This is a genomic window from Niveibacterium sp. 24ML (assembly GCF_026586805.1).
GTDB lineage: Bacteria > Pseudomonadota > Gammaproteobacteria > Burkholderiales > Rhodocyclaceae > Niveibacterium.
Genome location: NZ_JAPFHA010000007.1, coordinates 145,813 through 164,570 on the forward strand (window position 1 = coordinate 145,813; position 18,758 = coordinate 164,570).

At 64.2% G+C, this 18,758-nt stretch carries 17 protein-coding genes and 1 pseudogene; 5 read left to right on the forward strand and 13 right to left on the reverse strand.

The window, feature by feature from the left end; genetic code table 11:
- Positions 1 to 6: 6 nt before the first annotated feature.
- The 5 genes from OPU71_RS08525 to OPU71_RS08545 are packed head-to-tail and all read right to left on the reverse strand — an operon-like array spanning position 7 to position 5,189.
- Positions 7 to 1,500, reverse strand: coding sequence for a B12-binding domain-containing radical SAM protein (locus tag OPU71_RS08525; RefSeq protein ID WP_267727322.1), 1,494 nt, complete (start codon positions 1,498 to 1,500; stop codon positions 7 to 9).
- On the reverse strand, positions 1,493 to 2,068 hold the full coding sequence (locus OPU71_RS08530; RefSeq protein WP_267727324.1) for an NUDIX hydrolase: 576 nt from the start codon (positions 2,066 to 2,068) through the stop codon (positions 1,493 to 1,495). Before OPU71_RS08530 ends, OPU71_RS08525 begins: the two co-directional genes overlap by 8 nt.
- Positions 2,061 to 2,993: an NAD-dependent epimerase/dehydratase family protein gene (locus OPU71_RS08535; protein ID WP_267727326.1), complete on the reverse strand. Its 933-nt coding sequence runs from the start codon at positions 2,991 to 2,993 to the stop codon at positions 2,061 to 2,063. Before OPU71_RS08535 ends, OPU71_RS08530 begins: the two co-directional genes overlap by 8 nt.
- A 22-nt stretch (positions 2,994 to 3,015) precedes the next feature.
- The gene (locus tag OPU71_RS08540) at positions 3,016 to 4,185 is read right to left on the reverse strand and encodes a DegT/DnrJ/EryC1/StrS family aminotransferase (protein ID WP_267727328.1); all 1,170 of its coding nucleotides are present in this window, start codon (positions 4,183 to 4,185) and stop codon (positions 3,016 to 3,018) included.
- Between the two features lie 23 nt (positions 4,186 to 4,208).
- Positions 4,209 to 5,189, reverse strand: a complete 981-nt coding sequence (locus tag OPU71_RS08545; RefSeq protein ID WP_267727330.1) for a GDP-L-fucose synthase family protein — start codon at positions 5,187 to 5,189, stop codon at positions 4,209 to 4,211.
- A 475-nt stretch (positions 5,190 to 5,664) separates the two neighbouring features.
- Between OPU71_RS08545 and OPU71_RS08550 the strand changes: the two genes are divergently transcribed.
- The 3 genes and pseudogenes from OPU71_RS08550 to OPU71_RS21335 all read left to right on the forward strand — a co-directional run.
- Positions 5,665 to 7,539 carry a carbamoyltransferase gene (locus OPU71_RS08550; RefSeq protein ID WP_267727332.1) on the forward strand — a complete coding sequence of 625 codons (1,875 nt, stop codon included), beginning with the start codon at positions 5,665 to 5,667 and terminating at the stop codon, positions 7,537 to 7,539.
- Positions 7,540 to 7,544: 5 nt separating this feature from the next.
- Positions 7,545 to 7,949: an SxtJ family membrane protein gene (locus tag OPU71_RS08555; RefSeq protein ID WP_267727334.1), complete on the forward strand. Its 405-nt coding sequence runs from the start codon at positions 7,545 to 7,547 to the stop codon at positions 7,947 to 7,949.
- Positions 7,950 to 8,048: 99 nt separating this feature from the next.
- Positions 8,049 to 8,272, forward strand: a pseudogene (locus OPU71_RS21335) (IS5/IS1182 family transposase); the annotation flags it as partial.
- On the opposite strand, the gene OPU71_RS08565 reads toward OPU71_RS21335, so the two are convergent.
- Positions 8,182 to 8,742: an ISAs1 family transposase gene (locus OPU71_RS08565; protein ID WP_420712365.1), complete on the reverse strand. Its 561-nt coding sequence runs from the start codon at positions 8,740 to 8,742 to the stop codon at positions 8,182 to 8,184. The pseudogene OPU71_RS21335 and the gene OPU71_RS08565 sit on opposite strands and share 91 nt — an antisense overlap.
- A gap of 223 nt (positions 8,743 to 8,965) precedes the next feature.
- Here OPU71_RS08565 and OPU71_RS08570 point away from each other — a divergent pair, with 223 nt between their 5' ends.
- Both OPU71_RS08570 and OPU71_RS08575 read left to right on the forward strand, forming a co-directional pair.
- Entirely contained in the window at positions 8,966 to 9,889 is a 924-nt protein-coding gene (locus OPU71_RS08570) for a glycosyltransferase (protein ID WP_267727336.1), read from the forward strand.
- Positions 9,889 to 11,742, forward strand: coding sequence for a hypothetical protein (locus tag OPU71_RS08575; RefSeq protein WP_267727338.1), 1,854 nt, complete (start codon positions 9,889 to 9,891; stop codon positions 11,740 to 11,742). Before OPU71_RS08570 ends, OPU71_RS08575 begins: the two co-directional genes overlap by 1 nt.
- On the opposite strand, the gene OPU71_RS08580 is transcribed toward OPU71_RS08575, so the two are convergent.
- The 7 genes from OPU71_RS08580 to OPU71_RS08610 all read right to left on the reverse strand — a co-directional run bounded on the left by OPU71_RS08580 (position 11,739) and on the right by OPU71_RS08610 (position 18,755).
- Positions 11,739 to 12,467, reverse strand: a complete 729-nt coding sequence (locus OPU71_RS08580) for a phosphocholine cytidylyltransferase family protein (RefSeq protein ID WP_267727340.1) — start codon at positions 12,465 to 12,467, stop codon at positions 11,739 to 11,741. The genes OPU71_RS08575 and OPU71_RS08580 overlap by 4 nt on opposite strands.
- Positions 12,464 to 13,075: a gamma-glutamyl-gamma-aminobutyrate hydrolase family protein gene (locus OPU71_RS08585; protein WP_267727342.1), complete on the reverse strand. Its 612-nt coding sequence runs from the start codon at positions 13,073 to 13,075 to the stop codon at positions 12,464 to 12,466. The genes OPU71_RS08580 and OPU71_RS08585 overlap by 4 nt, the downstream gene beginning before the upstream one ends.
- Positions 13,072 to 15,417 carry a PEP-utilizing enzyme gene (locus tag OPU71_RS08590; RefSeq protein WP_267727344.1) on the reverse strand — a complete coding sequence of 782 codons (2,346 nt, stop codon included), beginning with the start codon at positions 15,415 to 15,417 and terminating at the stop codon, positions 13,072 to 13,074. Before OPU71_RS08590 ends, OPU71_RS08585 begins: the two co-directional genes overlap by 4 nt.
- A 6-nt stretch (positions 15,418 to 15,423) precedes the next feature.
- Entirely contained in the window at positions 15,424 to 16,233 is an 810-nt protein-coding gene (locus OPU71_RS08595) for a class I SAM-dependent methyltransferase (RefSeq protein ID WP_267727346.1), read from the reverse strand.
- A complete protein-coding gene (locus tag OPU71_RS08600) occupies positions 16,230 to 16,790 on the reverse strand; it encodes an adenylyl-sulfate kinase (protein ID WP_267727348.1) in 561 nt (186 codons plus the stop codon). The genes OPU71_RS08595 and OPU71_RS08600 overlap by 4 nt, the downstream gene beginning before the upstream one ends.
- Before the next feature lie 202 nt (positions 16,791 to 16,992).
- Entirely contained in the window at positions 16,993 to 18,069 is a 1,077-nt protein-coding gene (locus OPU71_RS08605; RefSeq protein ID WP_267727350.1) for an SGNH/GDSL hydrolase family protein, read from the reverse strand.
- On the reverse strand, positions 18,066 to 18,755 hold the full coding sequence (locus tag OPU71_RS08610) for a class I SAM-dependent methyltransferase (RefSeq protein WP_267727352.1): 690 nt from the start codon (positions 18,753 to 18,755) through the stop codon (positions 18,066 to 18,068). Before OPU71_RS08610 ends, OPU71_RS08605 begins: the two co-directional genes overlap by 4 nt.
- Positions 18,756 to 18,758: the final 3 nt, after the last annotated feature.

Sequence of the window (18,758 nt, forward strand, 5' to 3'; positions counted from 1 at the left end):
ATCTCCTCAGGCCGTGGCAGGTGCTACTTCGAGCAGCTTCCGACGCAGCTTGATCGAGAGCACTTCGTCGAGGTGGTCGAGCACCGGCTGCCCGAACTTCTCGCGCACCATGTCGCGGTAGCGCGGCGCGCTGAAGTAGGTGTTGAAGGCGTGATCGCGGAAGGCCAGGATCTCTGCGGCGCTCAGCGCCTTGTTGGCGAGGGGCATGGTGTCCCAGGCGTGCTGCGAGTAGGCGCCCCAGTGTGGCGGCAGGGCGATGCCTTCGCGCTGCGCCAGGGTGTAGAGCTGCGAGCCGGGGTAGGCCATCGCCGAGTAGAAGTTGGCGAACTCGCAGTTCAGTTCCAGTGCGAGATCCAGCGTGGCCTGCATCGATTCGTGGGTGTCGTCGGGCAGGCCGAAGATGTAGTTGCCCATCACGCGGATGCCGTGCGCCTGGATCTTGCGCACGATGTCGATGATCTCGTCGGAGCCGAATGACTTCTCGGCGCCGTCGCGCACATGCTCGCTGCCGCTCTCGATGCCCAGGCACAGCCAGTTGAAACCGGCGGCGCGCAGCTTGCCGAGCATGTCGTCCTTCACCGTATCGACACGGGCGTAGGCCCAGATGTTGAGGTCGTAGTCGCGCTCGATCAGCAGGTCGCAGATGCCTTCAACATGGCGCCGGTTGAGCACGAACATCTCGTCGACGAACTTGATGTTCTTCACCCCGTAGGTCTTCACCAGATGGTCGATCTCGGCGACTACGGTTTCGGGACTCCACATGCGGTAGGCGTTCTTGCCGAAGGGCGCGTTGATGCAGCAGAAGTTGCACTTGAACGGGCAACCGAGACTGGTGTGGATCGATGCGTAGGGCGTGCGCTGCTCGATATGGTCGAAGCAGTGCCAGTTGTGCGCGCGGTAGCGCGACATGTCGAGCAGATCCCACGCGATGCCGGGCATCTCGGTGTCGAGGTCTGCGACCAGGGCTTCGGCCGATTGCGGCGCCATCACCAGCTTGCCGCGCTTCCACCACAGCGAGGGAATCGCCGAGAAGTCGGTCGTGCCCGCATCCAGCGCTTCGACGGTCTTCAGAATCGTAACGGGGCCTTCAAGGCTGCAGACGAAGTCGACCTGTTCTTCGCGCATCGTCAGATTGGGCAGGGCCGCTGGGTGGGTGCCGGTCATCATCACCGGCACCTCTGATTGCGCCTTGATCAGCCGGGCGATCTTGCCGGCCGATGGCATGTTCTGTGTCGAGGCCGAGGGCTGCAGGCCATACACCACCAGCACCACAAGCTTCGGGGCGTAATGCGCCAACATGTTCGTGACTGCCTGCTCGGCCGATTCGCGCGTGGCCGGCACATCGTAGATGGCGACACGCTTGCCCTTGTTGCGCAGGTAGGTGGCGAACAGGCCGGCGAACACCGGCGGCTCGATGGCGGCGATGGTCTCGCCCAAGCCCTGATAGGTGCCGCGATGATCGCCCGGGTTGATCAGCAGGACGTCGATGGTGTCAGCCATGCTGGCCTCCCTTGTTCAGCGAGTAGCGCAGCCACGCGATGTTGGTCGCCGGGTCTTCGATCTCGCCACGGGCGAGCATTTCGCGTACCTCGGCTTCGGGCAACCAGTCGAATCCGGTGTGGCCCATTTCGGGCCCCGCGGCGCCAAAGGCCCCCGGCAAGTGCGCCACGAACAGCGCCACGCGCGCCTGCAGCAGCGCAGCCTCGGGCGTGAAGTAGCCGAGCGGTTCCAGGTGTGCGGCGTCGATGACGATGCCGGTCTCTTCGACCAGTTCGCGCTGCGCGGCGGCCAGTGCGGATTCGCCCTCGTCGATGAAGCCGCGTGGGATTTCGTAACCGCTGCGACCGAGCGGGTGACGCCACACCTTCAGCAGGCCAACCTTGCCGACCGCGAGTGGAAGCACGCACACACCGCCGAGTTGATCGGCCCCCAGCGCTTTGGGCACGACCGCAAGGAAACTGCCGACCTCCTCCCCGTTGGAGCTGCGGATGTGATCGAAGCAGACGCGGTACACCGTGTTCTGCGCGATTTCCTTGCGAGAGAGGAGGGTGATCGGCGTGTCAGACATTGCCGTACTGCGTGTTCTTCAACATCTGGTAGCCCTTGATCAGCTCGCGGATGCCGTCGTCGAGCGTGTAGGCGGTGCGGTAGCCGGTGGCCTCGACCTTTTCGTTCGAGACGATGTAGTTGCGCTGATCCGGGTCTTTGCCGAGCGGGGCTTCGAGGAAGGTGAAGTCCGGCACCTGAAGGGCAATGCGCTGGCAGAGTTCCAGCTTCGAGATGTTCGCGCTGGAGAGACCCATGTTGTAGATCTGGCCGCGCATCGTTTCGAAGTTGTCGAAGCCGTGGATGAAGGCACGCACCACATCGCGCACATGGATGTAGTTGCGCTTGAAGTGGGCTTCGAACAGCACGATGAAGCGATCGTTCACGGCGCGGTAGGTGAAGTCGTTGACCAAGAGGTCGATCCGCATGCGTGGTGACATGCCGAACACCGTGGCGAGGCGGAAGCTGATCGCATTCGGGTGTTGCAGCAGCATTTGCTCAACCTTCACCTTCTCGATCGCATAGAGCGATATCGGTTTGAGCGGTGAGTTTTCGTCGCAGTAGTTGTTCTCGTCGCCGGTGCCGTAGGCCGAGTTCGTCGTCGGCATCACGATGCGCTGCTCTTTGCTGACATGCCGCAGCATCATCTCGATCGCATCGTGGTTGGTGCTCGATGCACCCACCGGGTCGCGCGCGCAGAGCGGCGCGCCGACGTAGGCGGCGAGCGGGATGATCGCGTCGGCCTTGGCGATGAGCGGCTTCATGACGTTCTCTATGCGCACATCACCACGCACTAGGTCGAACTTCGGGTGCGCGCAGACATGGCCGAGGCTGGCCTGCTTGTACATGAAATTATCGACCACGGTGACTTCGTGGCCGGCCGCCAGCAGTTCGGGGACGAGGACGGAGCCGATGTAGCCGGCACCGCCGGTGACCAGAATCTTCATGGTGTCTCTAAGCCTTTACGCGTTAGCGGGTGGCAGCGTCGAGCACGCGCTGCAGGGTGTCGATACGATCGCGCAAATCGAAGGGATGGTTACCGACGAAAAAGCCCCGATCATGGGCGGTATTCGCGTTGATGATTTCACCCACGCAGTCGTAGTCGTAGTACTTGATCGCGTCGTGGCGCAGGAAGTTGCCGCCGGTGATGATGCGGAAGCCGATGTCCGCCTCCTTCATCGAGCGCATCACATGGCGCCGGTCCAGATCCATCTCGGGGTTCAGGATCAGCGTGAAGGAGAACCAGCTCGACTCGCCGTTCTCACGCTGGATGATGAAGCGCGGGTCGTTCGCGAACAGCGCCTGGAAGTGGCGCGCGTTGGCGCGGCGCGCGGCGGTGAAACCGTCCAGCTTGTTCAGTTGTTCCAGCCCTACGGCGCCGGAAAGCTCCAGCGGGCGCACGTTGTAGCCGGGCACGATGAAGCGGTAAGCCTCGAAGAAGTCGTCGTCGCGCTTCTCGTACAGCGGGCTGCCGGGCGGCTGGTCGCGTGTCCAGCCATGGTTGCGGATGGCGCGGCACAGCGCGAACAGCTCGTCGTCGTCGGTCAGGATCATCCCGCCTTCCATCGTCGAGATGTGGTGCGAGAAAAAGAAGCTGAAGGTGTTGATGTCGCCGAAGGTGCCGGTGAAACGGCCGTCGACCTTGGCGTCCATCGATTCGCAGTTGTCCTCGAACAGATAGAGGCCGTGCTGGTCGCAGAAGGCGCGCAGCGTTGGCAGCTCCGCCGGGTTGCCGAGAATGCTCACTGCCATCACCGCGCGGGTCCGCGGCGTCAGTGCGGCTTCGAGCTTGCTGACGTCGATGTTCAGCGTCTGCAGGTCGACGTCAACGAAGCGCAGTTTCAGGCCGTACTGCTGCAGGGGGTGGAAGGTGGTCGACCACGAAATCGCCGGCACGATGATCTCGTCGCCGCGCTGCAGCGGCTTGTGCTGTTTGAACGAGAGCGCCGCGACGCCGACCAGGTTGGCCGACGAGCCCGAGTTGACCATTACCGCATGGCGCTTGCCAAAGCGCGCGGCGAAAGCCTCCTCGAAGCGGCGCACGTTCTCGCCCATCGTGAACATGCCGCTGTCGATGACGCGGTGGAGCGCCGCGATTTCCTCGGCGCCCCAGGTGCTTGCTGCCAGTTCGTAATACATGATGCGTTCCGTTTGTTCGGGGATCAGTCGTTTGCCGGGTAGCGGGCCCGATAGTCCGCCAGCGCAAGTCGCAGTCCCTCGTTGAGCGAGACGTTCGCTTGCCAACCCAGCGCAGCCATCCGGGAATTGTCGAGCAGCTTGCGCGGCACGCCGTCCGGTTTCGATGGGTCGGTACGAATCTCGCCCGTATAACCCACGATATCGGCAACTTTTTGCGCCAGCTTGAGGATAGAGACTTCCGTGCCGCCGCCGATGTTGATCACCGGGTAGCGGCTGGCGGCGAGCAGGGCGTCGAACTGGGCGTCCGGCAAGTCCGCCAGCAAGTGGATTGCCGCGGCGCAATCATCCACGTAGAGCAGCTCGCGCAAGGGCGAACCGGTGCCCCAGATGGTTTCAACCGGCGTGCGGTCTTTCGCCGCCCGCACGAAGCGGCGGATCATTGCTGCCGCGACATGCGAGTTCGCTGGATCGTAGTTGTCGCCCGGTCCGTAAAGGCTGGTCGGCATCACCGCGAGGTAGCGCGTGCCGTACTGCTGATTGCAGGCGCGGCAGAGCTCGATCGCCGCCAGCTTGGCCATGGCGAAGGCCGAATTGGTCGGTTCCACCTCGCCCTGAAACAGACTGGCTTCGGCAATCGGTTGCGCCGCCGCGCGCGGGTACGAACAATTCGATCCCACGAAGATCAGGCGTTCCACCCCTGCGCGCCGCGCCGATTCGATCACGTTGGTGTAGATCGCGAGGTTGTCGGCAAGGAATTCGACCGGGTAGGTGGAATTGGCATGGATGCCGCCGACGCGGGCGGCCGCAAGGACCACGCGGGTCGGCCGCTCTGCCAGCATGAAGTGTTCAGCAGCGGCTGCATCGCGCAAATCGAGCGCATCGCGTGTGCGCAGGACCAGAGCGCTGTCGTTTGCCGCCGCGCGCACCAGCGCGTTGCCTAGCAGGCCGCGATGGCCCGCGATGAAGGTCCGGACGGCGCGTGCATTCGAGACGGTGGCGATCATGCGTTGAGCCCTCGCGCTTTGAGCAGTTCGAGCAGGCCCTCGCCAAGCGGGATCCGCGGCGACCAGCCGGGCAGTGGGTTCGCTGGCCGCCAGGGCTGCATTGTCTCGCGCGGGCGATTGGCGCGCAGAGCCTGTGCCCGCAACGCGCTGGGACCCGCTCGGCCTGCGTCCTCTCTGGTGATCACTTCGCAAGAGTCATCAGGCGCGATGAACACTCTACGTCCGCAGTGTTTGCTTTCTATCCTCGGCACTATCGGTCGCAGCTGACGAATCGCACTCATGCACGCCAACCATTGCCTACGAAGGCTCACAGTAGAAGTGGGTGAAATACGAACATGGTGAGGAGAGCGATTGTTGTTCTTCATCGATGCCGCTCATGGGGTTCAAAGCCAATCGAAATCAATCCGCCTGCAATAATAATCGACCGCAACGCCAAATCCGGCGCGGGTTTCGGGTTCTTCAAGTGCCTGCTAGCATGACCCCCTCTTTGTTTCCGTTGGAGTTGGAGCTCGTGGCGATCATTCTCGGCATCTCCGCCTTCTACCACGACAGTGCCGCCGCTTTGGTGCGCGATGGCGAGATCATCGCCGCCGCTCAAGAAGAGCGCTTCAGCCGCATCAAGCATGATCCGGCGTTTCCGGCCCAGAGTATCCGTTACTGTCTGGCGGCCGCCGGGGTGACGCTGGCCGAGGTCAGCGATGTGGTGTTTTATGACAAGCCGCTGCTCAAGTTCGAACGGCTGCTGGAGAGCTACATGGCCAGCGCACCGCGCGGCTTTGGCTCTTTTGTGCGGGCGATGCCGGTCTGGCTGACCGAGAAGCTCTACCTCAAAAGTCTGCTGCGCAAAGAGCTGGCCCGGCTGTCTGGGCTCGACAAGCGGTCGCTGCCGCCACTGCGCTTTAGCGAACACCATCAGTCTCATGCTGCTTCGGCGTTTTTTCCCAGCCCTTTTGAACGGGCGGCGGTGCTCTGCCTTGATGGGGTGGGCGAGTGGGCTACCAGCTCGGCGTGGCTCGGTGAGGGCAATCGACTCTCGCCGCTGTGGGAGATCCAGTTTCCCCATTCGTTGGGGCTGCTCTATTCCGCCTTTACCTATTGCTGCGGTTTTCGGGTTAACTCGGGCGAATACAAGCTGATGGGGCTGGCACCCTATGGCGAGCCCCGTTACGCCGACCTGATCCGTCGCCATCTGATTGATATCAAAGAAGACGGCAGCTTTCGTCTGGATCTGAGCTACTTCAATTACGTCACCGGCGACACCATGACCAACGCGCGCTTTGCGGCGTTGTTTGGCGGCCCACCGCGTCAGCCTGAAGCGCCCTTGACCCAGAAAGAGATGGATCTGGCCCGTTCCATCCAGCTGGTGACCGAGGAGATTGTGCTCAAGCTGGCGGCCAGCCTGAAAGCAGAAACCGGCGCTGACTATCTCTGTCTGGCCGGCGGTGTGGCCCTTAACTGTGTGGCCAATGGCCGGCTGCTGCGCGAAGGCCCGTTTCGCGATATCTGGATCCAACCAGCCGCTGGTGACGCGGGCGGGGCGCTGGGCGCCGCGCTGGCCTGTCACTATCAGCTGCATGATCAGGCGCGTGCAGCAACCAGCGTTGACCGTCAGCACGGCAGCTATCTTGGCCCGGCGTATGACGACGCTGCCATTGCCGCGGCGTTGCATGACTGGCAGGTGCCAGCAGAACGGCTGGAGGACGATGCGCTCTTTGCCGACGCTGCCGCTGCGCTCGCTGCTGGCGCCGTCATTGGCTGGTTTCAGGGGCGCATGGAGTTTGGGCCACGCGCCTTGGGCAACCGCTCGATTCTCGGCGATCCGCGCAGCCCGACCATGCAGGCGCAGATGAACCTCAAGATCAAGGAGCGTGAGTCATTCCGCCCCTTTGCGCCGGCAGTGCTGGCCGAGGCGGTGAGCGACTGGTTTGCCCTAGAGCGGCCAAGTCCCTACATGCTGCTGGTGGCACCCGTCGCTGCCGACAAGCAGCTCGCCGACCCAGACGGAGAAGCACTGTTTGGCCTTGATCGTCTCAACCGGCCGAGGTCATTGGTGCCGGCAATCACCCATGTCGATTACTCGGCGCGGGTGCAGACCATTCACGCCGATACCAACCCGCGCTTTCATCGTCTGATCAGCACCTTTGCCGCTCAGGGCGGGGTGCCGCTGGTGATCAACACCTCGTTTAACGTGCGTGGCGAACCGCCAGTCTGCAGTCCTACCGATGCGATCCGCTGTTTTCTGGCCACGGCCATGGATCAGCTGGTGATCGGTAACTACCGCCTGCTGAAGAGTGCTATGCCCGCAGACGCCATCGCCCGCGCCCGGGCCGTTGAATTTGCCCCGGACTGACCCACATGCAACAGATCGCCCGTGATGATGTAAAGAAACTGCGCCAGTTCGGATTGGGGCTGGCCGCCGTGATCTGGCTGTTTTTCTTCCTGCTGTTGCCCTGGTGGTTCGGCCATGAGCGTCACCCCTGGCCCCATCTGGTGGCTGCAGTGATTGCCGCTGTCGCCTTGCTGCGGCCGCTACTTATCCACCCCCTGTTTGTTGGCTGGACGTGGATCGCGCGGCCGCTGGCCTGGTTTAACACCCGATTGATCCTTGGGGTGGTGTTCTTTCTACTGCTGCTGCCGCTGGGTGGCTGGTTGTTCTGGCGCGGCAAACTGCACTTCAAGGCCGGCTTTGACGCGACGGCAACCAGTTACAAGGTGCGGCGTAGCGGCTTTGACCCTAAACAGATGGAGCATCCGTTCTGAGGCTCTATCGAACCGCTGATTCATTCGCTCATCGGCGCGCGGCCGGTGACATGCCTTTGGGATAATGGCGACAGCCCAGCCACGACGAGACCTCACCGCATGCGATCGAGCTTGTCCGATCTGGAGTACGCGGCCAAGAAGATGCAGACGCGGCGCGACCGTTTCCCGGCCGAGATTGATGCCGCGACGCCGTGACGCCGTGGTCGGCGCTGGCGGCCGAGATTGAGCCGTTCTACCCTAAGGGAGAAGGCCGTGTGCGACCGCCGGTCGGCGTGGTGCGGATGCTGCGGATGTGCGTGGCGCAGCAGTGCTTCGGGTTCTCGGGTGCATGATCGCGACGCACGACCCAGGCGTCCTCGCGCAAGGCCACATCCAGACGCCAGTGCAGGTCGTTCTCCACGGCCCAATGCCTAGGTACCATCCCGGCGCACGACTCGGTGTCCAGCTCGGCCGAGCTGATGTAGTAGCGCTGCTCGATGCGTCGGGCCTGTCCGTTTACTATGCGCAACGAGAGCACCCGGCCGCGGCTGCGGTAGTCGGTTCCGCGTTGTGCGTCAACGTGCCCGGTGTTGGAGAGCACCTGCGCGATTTGCTGTGTCTGACGTCCGTGGCCGGTGGTGTTCGACTCACGGGCCACCGTGTCGGGCTGATCGGCAAAGGCATCCTCGAGCGGCTCGCGCAAGCGCGGCTGGTTGCCGTTGACCGCCAGCAGGTGGTCGGCGCCGCGCTGGCGGATTTGGCGGGCGATCTGATGCAGGGCGATTTTAAGACCGCCTTGGCGGGGACGTAGCACGCTTTTGTTTTGACTTCGCCAAGTGCGCGCATCGCTACCTGGCGGAGGTACAGTGCCAATTCAACCGCCTTGCCGATCTGGCCGCCCCGGTACCACGGCTGGCCGTAGCCTTCATGCGCGCCAAGCCATGCCCGAGAAGGCTCAACGTCGATGTGGCTGGCGTACGAACATAGTCAGGACCTATTGAATCTTCACTTCGACGCAACCAGCACAAGGGCAACGGATGACAGCGCAGGTGGATGTCGCGATTCTGACTCGCAGCCGCGGCAGGTATGTCGCCAACGCCCTGCGCTTGGTGTTGCCGCAGATAGTGGGCAATGAACGGGCGGGGGTGGTGGTGATCGACATTGACTGCACCGACGACACCGCTACCCAGGTGGCCCAACTGCAGCAGCAATGGCCGTTGTTGTGTTATGAGCGCTGCGCGGAACTGGGGCCGGGCCAGTCCTGCAACCATGAGCTGGCGACAACCCTAGCTCCTTGGCTGGCCATTCTGGACGATGACGCCGAGCCTATCGCCGACGGGGTGTCCCAAGTGCTGCGGTTGATCGACGACGACCAGTTCAATGCCTTAGGCGGGCTCTACGCCGCCTGCTTCGCCGAAAGGCTGCAACCCTGGTTCCATGGCCGCTGTGAGAGCAACGACAGTCTTGTGCCGGCGGGCGAGCAGTTCCGAATGACCAAGGGCTGTCTTTCCAGTGGCATCGCCGCCTATCGGGTCGAAATGCTGCGTCAGGCGGGTGGCTTGCCGGTGCGGTTCGGCATGCGCTGCGGTCAGGTCGGCTATGGCGAGGAGCCCCCCGCCCGGCAGCAGATTGCGATGCGCGGGGCGCGGTTGGGGGTTGGCCGGCGCTGTAGCGTGCACCAGCTGGTGCCACAGCGCAAACAGCGCAGGCAGTGGACGCGGCGGTGTCAGTTCGCCATCGGCCGCGATTTTTGGCTGATTCTTGACAAGCCCGCGCACTGGCCGTTGCAACGCCACTGTCTGCGCCTGGAGCTGGCGAACAGCTGGCGCCAGACCGGCACGGCGCTGAGCGGGGTTGGTAGCGGCCAAGGTTGGCAGAACCTGCTTGCCGAGAATGCGCGCTGGTCGCGGTTGGCTGGGTTGTGGTGCGGCTCTCGCAATTCGCAGCAGGAGCATCGGTGATGACGACCACCCCAAAACGCTTGCTGATCTACATCGCCGAGCCGTACTTGTTGGACTACTTTCAGGAGGTGGTGGAGGCCCTGGCCGACCTGCCGGGGTTGCAACTGGAGCGGGCCGCTCCGTTTCACTGTGACGACAGCGCTATTCGCCTGCTGCTACGTCAGCAGGTGGCGGCTGAGCAGTGCGATCTGGTATGGACCACCGCTGAGCTGCTGCCGTGGATGCCAGCCGAAGCCCAGCGGATCGCCAGTTTTCACCATGCCGGCTACGGCGAGCATCGCTTTCTGCTTCATCCGGGGGTGCTGGACCACGCCGATCTGTTGTTTTGCGCCAGTTACCGCCCCTCGGCCGTGCTGGCAGACTGCGATGGCTACCGGCCGCTGGTAGCGCGCGGGCGACAGACGCCCCTGCGGGTGGTGCCCGTTGGCTACCCCAAGCTGGATCGCACCATGGCGGCGGTGGCCGCCCGACCGGCGGGCAAGTCGGTGCTCATTGCGCTGTCGACCCTGGCCGATAACCCCTACGCCATCGACCAACCGCTGCGCGCCTGCATCGAGCGGCTGCTGGCGGTCGGTGAGCAGGTGATCCTGCGCCCCTTTCCGCGCGATATCGTGCAGGAGCCGCTGATCCGCCAACTGCTCGTTGACTACGGTGATCATCCCGGTTTTGCGCTGAGCGAAGGCTCCTATCTGCCCGCCTTTGCCGCCGCCCGCGTGATGCTGTTCTTTGGCCGGCCAGATGCCACCACCGCCTTTACCTTCAGCTACAGCAGCCTGCGCCCCTGTCTGTTCTATCAGCCGCAGGCTGCGCAGGGTGGCGAGCCGCACCCCTTGGGGCTTGCACTGGGCGATGGCGAGGCGCTGGCCGAGCAGGCGCTGACCATAGAGCCCGGGCGGTGGCGGGTGCGGCTGACGCAGGCGCGGGCCGAGGCGCTGGCCTACGTCGGCACCAGTGCCGCACGGCTGCGTCAGGTGGTAGGCGCGCTGCTGGCGGGGCAACCGCTGGCTGACAGCTACAGCTATCACCGCCAGCCAGGCGATGGGGAGCTGGCGCTTGCCACCCTGCAGCGGCTTGAGGCCGAGGTGGGTGGGGGCAGCAGCTACCTGCTGATGGCCCACTTGCAACGCTGGCTGGCGTCAAACCGTAGTGGGGCGAGTGATACGGAGTTGATGGCGCTCTGTCAGTTGCTGACTGGACCGCTGGGCGCCGGACCGGCCCAGATCCTGCTGCAGGCGCTGGTGGCGGTTGGGCCGCTCTTGCAGGCACGGCTGACAGAGGCTCAGTGGCGTCCATTGTGGGCCCTGGCCGAGGCGCGCTATCAGCAGCAACCTGTGCCGGCGCCATGGTTGCGGCTGTCGCTGCTGCGCTTACGGCTGCTGGCGAACGATGAACCGGGCAGCGCGGTGCTGGCTGCTCAATTGCTCGTTTGTGGCGACAGTGCGGTGCTTCATGCCCTGGCGGACTACTACCAGCCACGCGATGCCAGCCCTTATCAGGGGGCCTGCGCCGCCTTTGTTGCCCACAGCGGCCTGTGGCAGCTCGATCTGCTGCAGCAGTGGGCGGCGCGGGCAGGCGGTTATGATCTCTTTGGTGACGGCCGCGCCAGCCGCATGCTGCTCGCGTACCTGAAGCAGCAGCAGTGGCCGCTACCGCAACGGGTGTGGGCCGATGAGCCGGCGGCAGAGCTGTTTGACGGCGTGCCGGTGTCCCGTCTGGACGGCGCTGCAGCCACCAGCGTGAAGCTGCCGCTGCTGATCGCCTCGCCGGAGTTTGCCGCGCCGATCCGTCAGCGGCTGCTGGCGCTGGGGGTAGCGCCAGCGCTACTCATTGACCTGGCGACGAAGGGTGGCTAGCTGAAAAACAACCGCTGATAGAGCGCCAGATCGCTCTCGGCGTCGACTTCCCCCCAGGGGTCGGCGTAGGGGCAGACAGTGATGGCTGGCTCGCCCTGCTGCAGCAAGCGTTTGAGCAGCGCGGTCATGTCCAGCCGGTCCCAGCTAGCGCCATCCAGCTGCTGTTGCAGCCGCTCAACTACCGCCCAGCTGGCCGGGGTAAAGCGCAGCAGCCCCATGTACTGCCCCCGGATCTCGGCGGTGGATGCGGCCCGGCCGCCAATGGTCAGCAGCCGTTGATGCCGGTCGTAGCTGAAGGTCTCGGCATCGCTCAGCGGATCGGCAAAGCGCTGCTGCCACAGTGACAGCCAGTTCTGATCAAAGGTGATGGCCAGCTCGGCGTTGCTGTCGATCAGCGGGCGCACGGCGTTGCTGGTGTAGAAGATGTCGCTATAGCTGACCACGCAGGGCTGCTGGCGCAGCCAGCTGGCGGCACAGGCCAGCGAGGCCACCATGTTGGTCTCGGCCCAGCGCGGATTATGAAAAAAATGGAGGGGACGCTCGGCCAGCGCCTGCTGCTGATAGCCGGTGACCACAGCGATGTCGTCGATGCCAGCCTCGCGCAGCGCCTGCAGCTGGCGGTCGAGCAGGGCCACGCCCCCCACCTTGACCAGACATTTGGGCTGCTCGGCGGTCAGCGCCCCCATGCGGCTGCCACGGCCAGCGGCCAGAATGATCGCTTTCACGGATGTTCCTCGCTAAACAACTGATGAGCCCGCGCCAGCCAGAGCGGGTCGAACGGCTGGTCCCGTTCCGGATGCCACATCCACCCCTCCCACTGGCGCTGTCGATGGCGGATCGCCTCGATCTCGCCATCCACACTGGTGGCCAGCAGCCGGTAACCGGGCGGGCAGGCGGCTAGCGCCTGCTGATGGTAACTGTTGACCCTGCCGGTCAGCTCGCCCTCAAGCTGATGGTGGCAGGCGACATGCCCCTGACAGGGCTGAAGTGTGCCCCCGGCGTGGTGCGCCAGTAGCTGCATGCCACGGCAGATACCGAGCACGGGCTTGCCTCGTTCCTGCGCCCAGTCCAGCAGGGCCAGCTCCAGCTGGTCGCGCGCCGGGCAGCTGCCGATGTCGTTGCCGCCCGACAGCAGCAGGCCATCGCCGTCGACCTGCGCCAGCCAGTTGGCCAATGCTGACGGCGTCAGGCTGCAGCTGACGGCAAAGGGCAGGGCGCCGAGGGCCTGCAGCCAGTGGTTGAGGTTGAGATCGAGCGCTTCGCGCAGCTCGTCGCGGCCAGCGACAGCGTCGACCCGCTGGGTGACGATCAGGCGCAATGGGCGGGTGCTCATTCGATCACCTCAACCCGGCGCAGGGCGCAGTCGATGGCCAGACGGCGGGCGCTGCTCCAGCGCCGGAAATGGCTCTCGCCGGCACCGATCACCGCCGGTAGCCCCAGCTCACCGGCGCGAATGGCCATGTGCGAGTTAACCCCACCCCAGGCGGTGATGAGACCGGCGATCGGGTAGCCGAACAGCCAGTCATAGCCGGGATCGGCATTGGGGATGCAGACGATCGCCCCGGCTAGCGCGGCGCGTTCTTCATGGCTGACTACGCTGGCCATCACCTGCTTCTGGGTGATGAAGTTGGGCACGGTTTCCGGCCAGCTGAAGGCCCAGACATCGGCCAGATTGCGGATCACCGGTGGCAGGGCCAGATGGCGGGTGTCGCTGTAGCTCTGCTGGCCGCGCTCGATGCTGTGGCGCAGCAGGCTGTGGGCATCGACGGCGCAAACCTCCAGCTGCTGGATGCACTGGATGTCGCAGCAGGCGATCTCCTCGGCGCTGAAGCCCAGCTGCTGGCCGTAAGCCGAGAGCAGCGACAGCGCGTCCGACACATTGCGGGTAAAGCAGAATTTGGCGTATTCGCGCAGCTCGATGCCTGCCTGCAGGAACTCGAACAGACCGACCACATCGTGGTTGAGGCCATGCTCCTGCAGCAGGGCACTGATCCGTTTCATCTGCGCCAGAGTCAGGGCAAAGGGGGCAACCGCTTCTGGCGCGGGCGGCTGCTGCTGCCAGTCAAAATACTGATCGGGCGCTTCGTCGTAGCGGGGCGAAAGCAGATCGTAGGTGCCGGGGCGCAGATGGCCGTAGCGGGCCAGAAACAGTGAACGGTCGCTGCTGCTGCGGTCACGGCTCATCTGTTTGCTGACGGTGCTGATGCTGGCCAGAAACTGGTCGTAATCGGCGCTGCTCAGCACCCCCACATCCACCAGCGAGCGCAGCAGCTGCACCGCCACAAAGCCAGCCCGGGCCAGCCCGGCGAAGGGCAGGGTGCCATAGCGCTTGGCATCCTCCAGCAGCCAGTAGATCTTGGCCGGCGCATCGAGGTCGGCGTTGAGCACCGCCTCGCGCCGTTCGCGCAGGGTGTCGAGCTTGGCCGCGTCCTGCCGCCACAGGCCGCTCTGGCCATCGATGATGCCGTTGGTCAGGCGGCGCAGGCTGTCGGCAATCTGGGTCAGCTCATCGGCGCTAAAGCCGTGAGCTAGCAGTGGCTGCAGCCGCTCGGGCAGATCCAGGGTGTAGCAGGAGAAGACGATCTCAAACTCCACTTTGTCATGCAGCGCCGGTTGGGCCAGCAGTTTGTCGATGTAGTAGTCGACCAGCCGCCCGGCCAGGCTGTCGGGCAGATCGGCCGGGATAAAGGAGTTGAACGACAGCCGCACATCGATATAGGGCAGGCCGCAGAAGTGCTGCATCAGCGGAAAGCTGCGCAGGTTACGGTAGCCGTAGTTATGGCGCTGATAGGCCCAGATGGCGTCGGTGACCAGCTCGCGGTAAAGCGACAGGGCCAGAGGTTTGGGGCGGATGCCGATGATCTCGGCCGGGTTCCAGTCGGGCATCACCCCGTAGATGGTGCGCTGACCGATCAGCAGCGGGTGAGGCTTGAAGCCTTTGGCCACCTTGCTGGCGATCAGGCTCAACAGCTGCTGCTGGCGCTCGCTGCTCTGGGGTGGTTCACGCAGGATCAGCGGCCGTAGCTGCAGCAGCCACAGTTGCGGCTGGCTGTCCGCCTCGGTCACGGCAAATTCGAGATCAAAGGGCTGGTCGCCGGTCAGCGCCTGCAGCTCCTCCATCAGCGCCAGCACCGGCGCGATCGGCGCAGGCGGGGTGACCTCGGCCGGCAGCCAGGCGGCGCCCTGCCAGGTCTCGCTGCCGCTGCTGCCGCTGCTGCCGCCGGTAACGGCGGTGGTATCGCTGCCATCACGCCAGCTGATCACCCGATAGGGGGCGCAGGTGTTGGGATCATGAGAAAAGGCCACACCACTGCGCGCCACCCGCTGCAGCATCGGCTGGATCAGCACCTCATCCTCGGCGGCGATGCGGCCGTAGGAGGCGATCACCGCGTCGATGGCGGTGGCCACAGCGGCGCAGTCGTCGGCGGCGATATCCAGCCGTGACAAAAAAGCGCCAGCCTGACTCTGCTGGTGGCAATCCTCCAGAGTGCAGCTGGAGCGGATGATCAGCTGCTGGCCGGCGAACTGCTGCTGGACCTGCATCAGGCTGGCCGCGCGCTGCTGCTGCCAGTCCGCCACGCCGAGGCGCAGCAGCGGCGGGATGGCGGCCAGCGTCAGGCGCCCCTGCAGCGCCTGCAAGGTGCCGGCCTTGGTGGCAAAGGTGAAGCTGGCCATGGTCTTTTAGCCTTTGCGCCGCGCCGACCAGGCGCGGGTCAGATAGGTGGCTTCGATCACTGGCAGGCCGGCGATGCGCTGCTCGACAAAATCGAGAAACTGCTGGAAGCGCTGTGGGCCAAGCTGGGCCTGCAGATCGTTGACCGAGCGCCAGGCGCCGAGATAACGCTCGGGGCTCATGGCGATCACATGGCGCCCCTCCAGATAGACCACATCCTCAAACCGGGGGCTGTCCCACAGTAGCTCGGTCAGCTGTTCGGTGATGCCAGAGCGGCCAGAGGAGACACGTTTAACATTGGGCTTGAGGGTGTTGAGGTGGGCCTCGATCTCCACCAGCAGCGGGTTAACTTCCAGCAAGCGCGGGTTCCACAGCGCCGTGAAGCGGCCGCCGGGGCGCAGAATGCGCTGGAATTCGGCGGTGGCCCGCTCAAAGTCAGCCCAATGGAACGACGACGCCATGCTGACCCAGTCGCAGCACTGATCGGCCAGCCCGGTCTGCTCGGCGCTGCCAGCCAGCCAGCGGATCGGCCGTGGCTGGTGCTGCTGTTGATCGAGGGCGATAGCGGTGGAACGCATGTCGTCATTGGGTTCGACGGCGGTGACCGAGGCCACCCCGGCATCGCGCACCATGCGCGTCCAGATGCCGGTGCCAGCCCCGACATCGACAAAATCGACCTGGCTGGCCGGGCAGGGCAGCAGGCCAAGCAGTGCCTTGAGCACCGACGGACAGTAATCGGGACGGTAGCGGGCGTAGTCATCGGCCAGGCCGGTGAAATCGCCAGCGACAACCGGCTGGACGGAGGGGACTGTGGTCATGGCCGTTGCTCCTGAGACAGGCGTTGCACAATCTGGTCGACAAACTGCTGGGGCGCTGAGTCGGCGCTGCCGCACAGCAGCAGGTGAGGGTCGCGTGGCTCATCGACCAGCAGGTCCAGCCCGGCCACATGCTGCAGTTCGCCAGCCGCATGGCGGGCATAGATGCCCTTGGGGTCACGCCGGCGCAACTCATCCAGTGGCACCTTGAGGTAGACCTCGAGATAACCGGGCAGGTGACGGCGGTTCCAGTCGTGAACTTCATGAAACATCGAGATGGTGGCGATGACCACCGTCACCCCCGACTCGGCCAGCATGGCGCATAGCCGGGCGTAGCGCAGCGCCAGGTTCAGCCGCACCTCACGGCCGTGGTTGGCGGCCGATGGATCGACCGCATCGAACAGGCTGCGCAGGCGGTCGCCATCAAGCAGCACCACCGGCTGCTGCTGGCGTAACCGTTCGGCCAGCGCCGTCGCCACCGTCGACTTGCCAGCGCCAGAGAGGCCGGTGATCCAGATCACCTGAGCCTGTGGCCGCATAACGCTAGCGTTGCTGGTCATGGCCGGCTCCGTCAGATGGGGCATGAGCAGCGCTTACCACAGGGTGTAGTTGTCGCCCTCGCGCGGCTGTTTGCGACGCTTGTCCCAGTGGTACAGACCAATGATTACGACCAGCGCCAGAATCAGAAGTAGCCATTTCATGCTGTGAACTCCCTGCTGTTGGAGTGGGGTTGGGGCCGCGCCCGTGGTTGGCCATCAGCGTTCAGCCCTGCCCGCCGGCGGTCACCGCGGGGGTGAAGATCTGGCGCAACTGCCCGGCAACATAGTCGGCGACCCAGTCGCAACCCAGATCGGTGAAGTGTACCGAGTCAAACATCATCTCGCGGGTCTTGGGGATCGCCCGATCAAGGTCGATGAGAGGAACCTGCAGTTCCGTCGCCACATCGCGCACGCACTGGTTCAAGCGCTGATAGTAGCCGCACACCTCGTCATAACTGAGTCCTTTGCCGTCCATCATCAGGGTCACATGGTTGACGATTTCGGGGTCGCCATTGGCGATCAGTCGGCTGGCCTGAGTCAGCAGAATCGGTGTGATCCCCTTGATCGTGCAGATGCTGCAGAAAACGCGCAGGTTGTCGCTAAACAGCTGGTCGAAGGTGTTGGGGTCGAGCCGGCTTTGCTGCTGGCGCAGCGCCGCAAACTCATCTGTCGCCGCAACCTGGGGCGCACGCCTGAGCAGCCGCTGCCAGCTGCGCTTAAGGGCGTTGCTGATGAGCCGCTTGCAGGCGCCCTCCGCCGTCATGCCATCAAACTCGGTGCGGACAAACAGGTTGCGCGACGGAATGCGCGCGTGCCAGTAGTCCTGCTCGTGGATCATCAGCACCAGATCATTGATGTTATGCATCAGCGCGCAGGCGGCAGGTTTGAGCGGCAGGATCTTGTTAAACAGCAGGTTGATGCTCTGGGCGGTGGTGTTGCCCCACACCCCGGAGTTAATGGTGTTGATGGCCGCCACTTCCGGATAGCGCGCATTGTGGATGGCCGCGACCTGATTGGGCCAGCGCCGATCTTCGTTGTTCCAGATGCATTCGGTGGTGCTGCCACCGAGAAAGACGATGGAGGGGTCCCGCCCCAACTGGCCATGCTGGGGGTTAATGAAGCCATGTTCATCGGTGGTCATGGCAAAGAACTTATCCGGCAACTGGCCGTTGGTCTCGGCGATCTTGGAGGGCGGCGCCTTGATCAGGTACTTCTTGTGCGGCGGATACTCGCGGCATTGGATCTTGCGGTAGAGGCCCGGGGTGACCAGGCCGATATAGCGGACGTAGCCATCACTCATTGCGATGTTTCCGGTTGCTCAGTGGGGGCGGCGACAGCCAGCAGCAGATGGCCGTCATCATGTTCTTCACCGTCGTCATCGAAGCGGGCCTGCAGCATGCGGTAGCCCGGGGCCTGGCGGAAGTAGTGCACGGCGCCATCGAAGTGGTCGATGATGGCGGTACCGTAACGCTGCTCGCGGGCAAAGGCGTTGCTGATCAGCAACCGACCATCGCTGGCCAGCAGGGTGCGCACATTGGCCAGCACCTGGGGCAGATCGTCGAGGATGTACCACAGCAACTGGTTGAGGATCACCAGACCAAAACGCTGGCCGCTTAGCTCTGGGGGCAGCGGGTTGGCGCCGATATTGGCGCAGAAAAAGGGCAGCTGCGGGTAGCGCTGGCGGGCACCGGCAATGGCCACACTGCTGATGTCGAGCCCGCATACCTCGCTGCCGGCAAAGCGCTCGGCGATCAGGCGGGTGACATGGCCGTGGCCGCAGCCGACTTCCAGAATGCGCCCGAGGTTGGGGCTGGTGGCGGCGAGGGTCAGCAGCCGGGCGCGTGACAGCTGGTAGTAGCGCCCCATCTGGGCATTAGCGGACTGCTCCCAGGGGTCGTCGCTGTCGCGGTAGTAACCGTCGAAATCGCCGACAAAGGCCAGTTCGCCGTCGCGCTCCTTGAAGATGTAGCTTTTCGATTTGGACATCGG

Excerpts from the sequence above, each read along its gene's own strand:
- OPU71_RS08570 (WP_267727336.1), top strand. The coding sequence starts at position 8,966 with ATGACAGCGCAGGTGGATGTCGCGATTCTGACTCGCAGCCGCGGCAGG.
- OPU71_RS08530 (WP_267727324.1), bottom strand. The coding sequence starts at position 2,068 with ATGTCTGACACGCCGATCACCCTCCTCTCTCGCAAGGAAATCGCGCAG.
- OPU71_RS08575 (WP_267727338.1), top strand. The coding sequence starts at position 9,889 with ATGACGACCACCCCAAAACGCTTGCTGATCTACATCGCCGAGCCGTAC.
- OPU71_RS08605 (WP_267727350.1), bottom strand. The coding sequence starts at position 18,069 with ATGAGTGATGGCTACGTCCGCTATATCGGCCTGGTCACCCCGGGCCTC.
- OPU71_RS08590 (WP_267727344.1), bottom strand. The coding sequence starts at position 15,417 with ATGGCCAGCTTCACCTTTGCCACCAAGGCCGGCACCTTGCAGGCGCTG.
- OPU71_RS08600 (WP_267727348.1), bottom strand. The coding sequence starts at position 16,790 with ATGACCAGCAACGCTAGCGTTATGCGGCCACAGGCTCAGGTGATCTGG.
- OPU71_RS08555 (WP_267727334.1), top strand. The coding sequence starts at position 7,545 with ATGCAACAGATCGCCCGTGATGATGTAAAGAAACTGCGCCAGTTCGGA.
- OPU71_RS08610 (WP_267727352.1), bottom strand. The coding sequence starts at position 18,755 with ATGTCCAAATCGAAAAGCTACATCTTCAAGGAGCGCGACGGCGAACTG.
- OPU71_RS08585 (WP_267727342.1), bottom strand. The coding sequence starts at position 13,075 with ATGAGCACCCGCCCATTGCGCCTGATCGTCACCCAGCGGGTCGACGCT.
- OPU71_RS08545 (WP_267727330.1), bottom strand. The coding sequence starts at position 5,189 with ATGATCGCCACCGTCTCGAATGCACGCGCCGTCCGGACCTTCATCGCG.
- OPU71_RS08535 (WP_267727326.1), bottom strand. The coding sequence starts at position 2,993 with ATGAAGATTCTGGTCACCGGCGGTGCCGGCTACATCGGCTCCGTCCTC.
- OPU71_RS08540 (WP_267727328.1), bottom strand. The coding sequence starts at position 4,185 with ATGTATTACGAACTGGCAGCAAGCACCTGGGGCGCCGAGGAAATCGCG.
- OPU71_RS08595 (WP_267727346.1), bottom strand. The coding sequence starts at position 16,233 with ATGACCACAGTCCCCTCCGTCCAGCCGGTTGTCGCTGGCGATTTCACC.
- OPU71_RS08525 (WP_267727322.1), bottom strand. The coding sequence starts at position 1,500 with ATGGCTGACACCATCGACGTCCTGCTGATCAACCCGGGCGATCATCGC.
- OPU71_RS08550 (WP_267727332.1), top strand. The coding sequence starts at position 5,665 with ATGACCCCCTCTTTGTTTCCGTTGGAGTTGGAGCTCGTGGCGATCATT.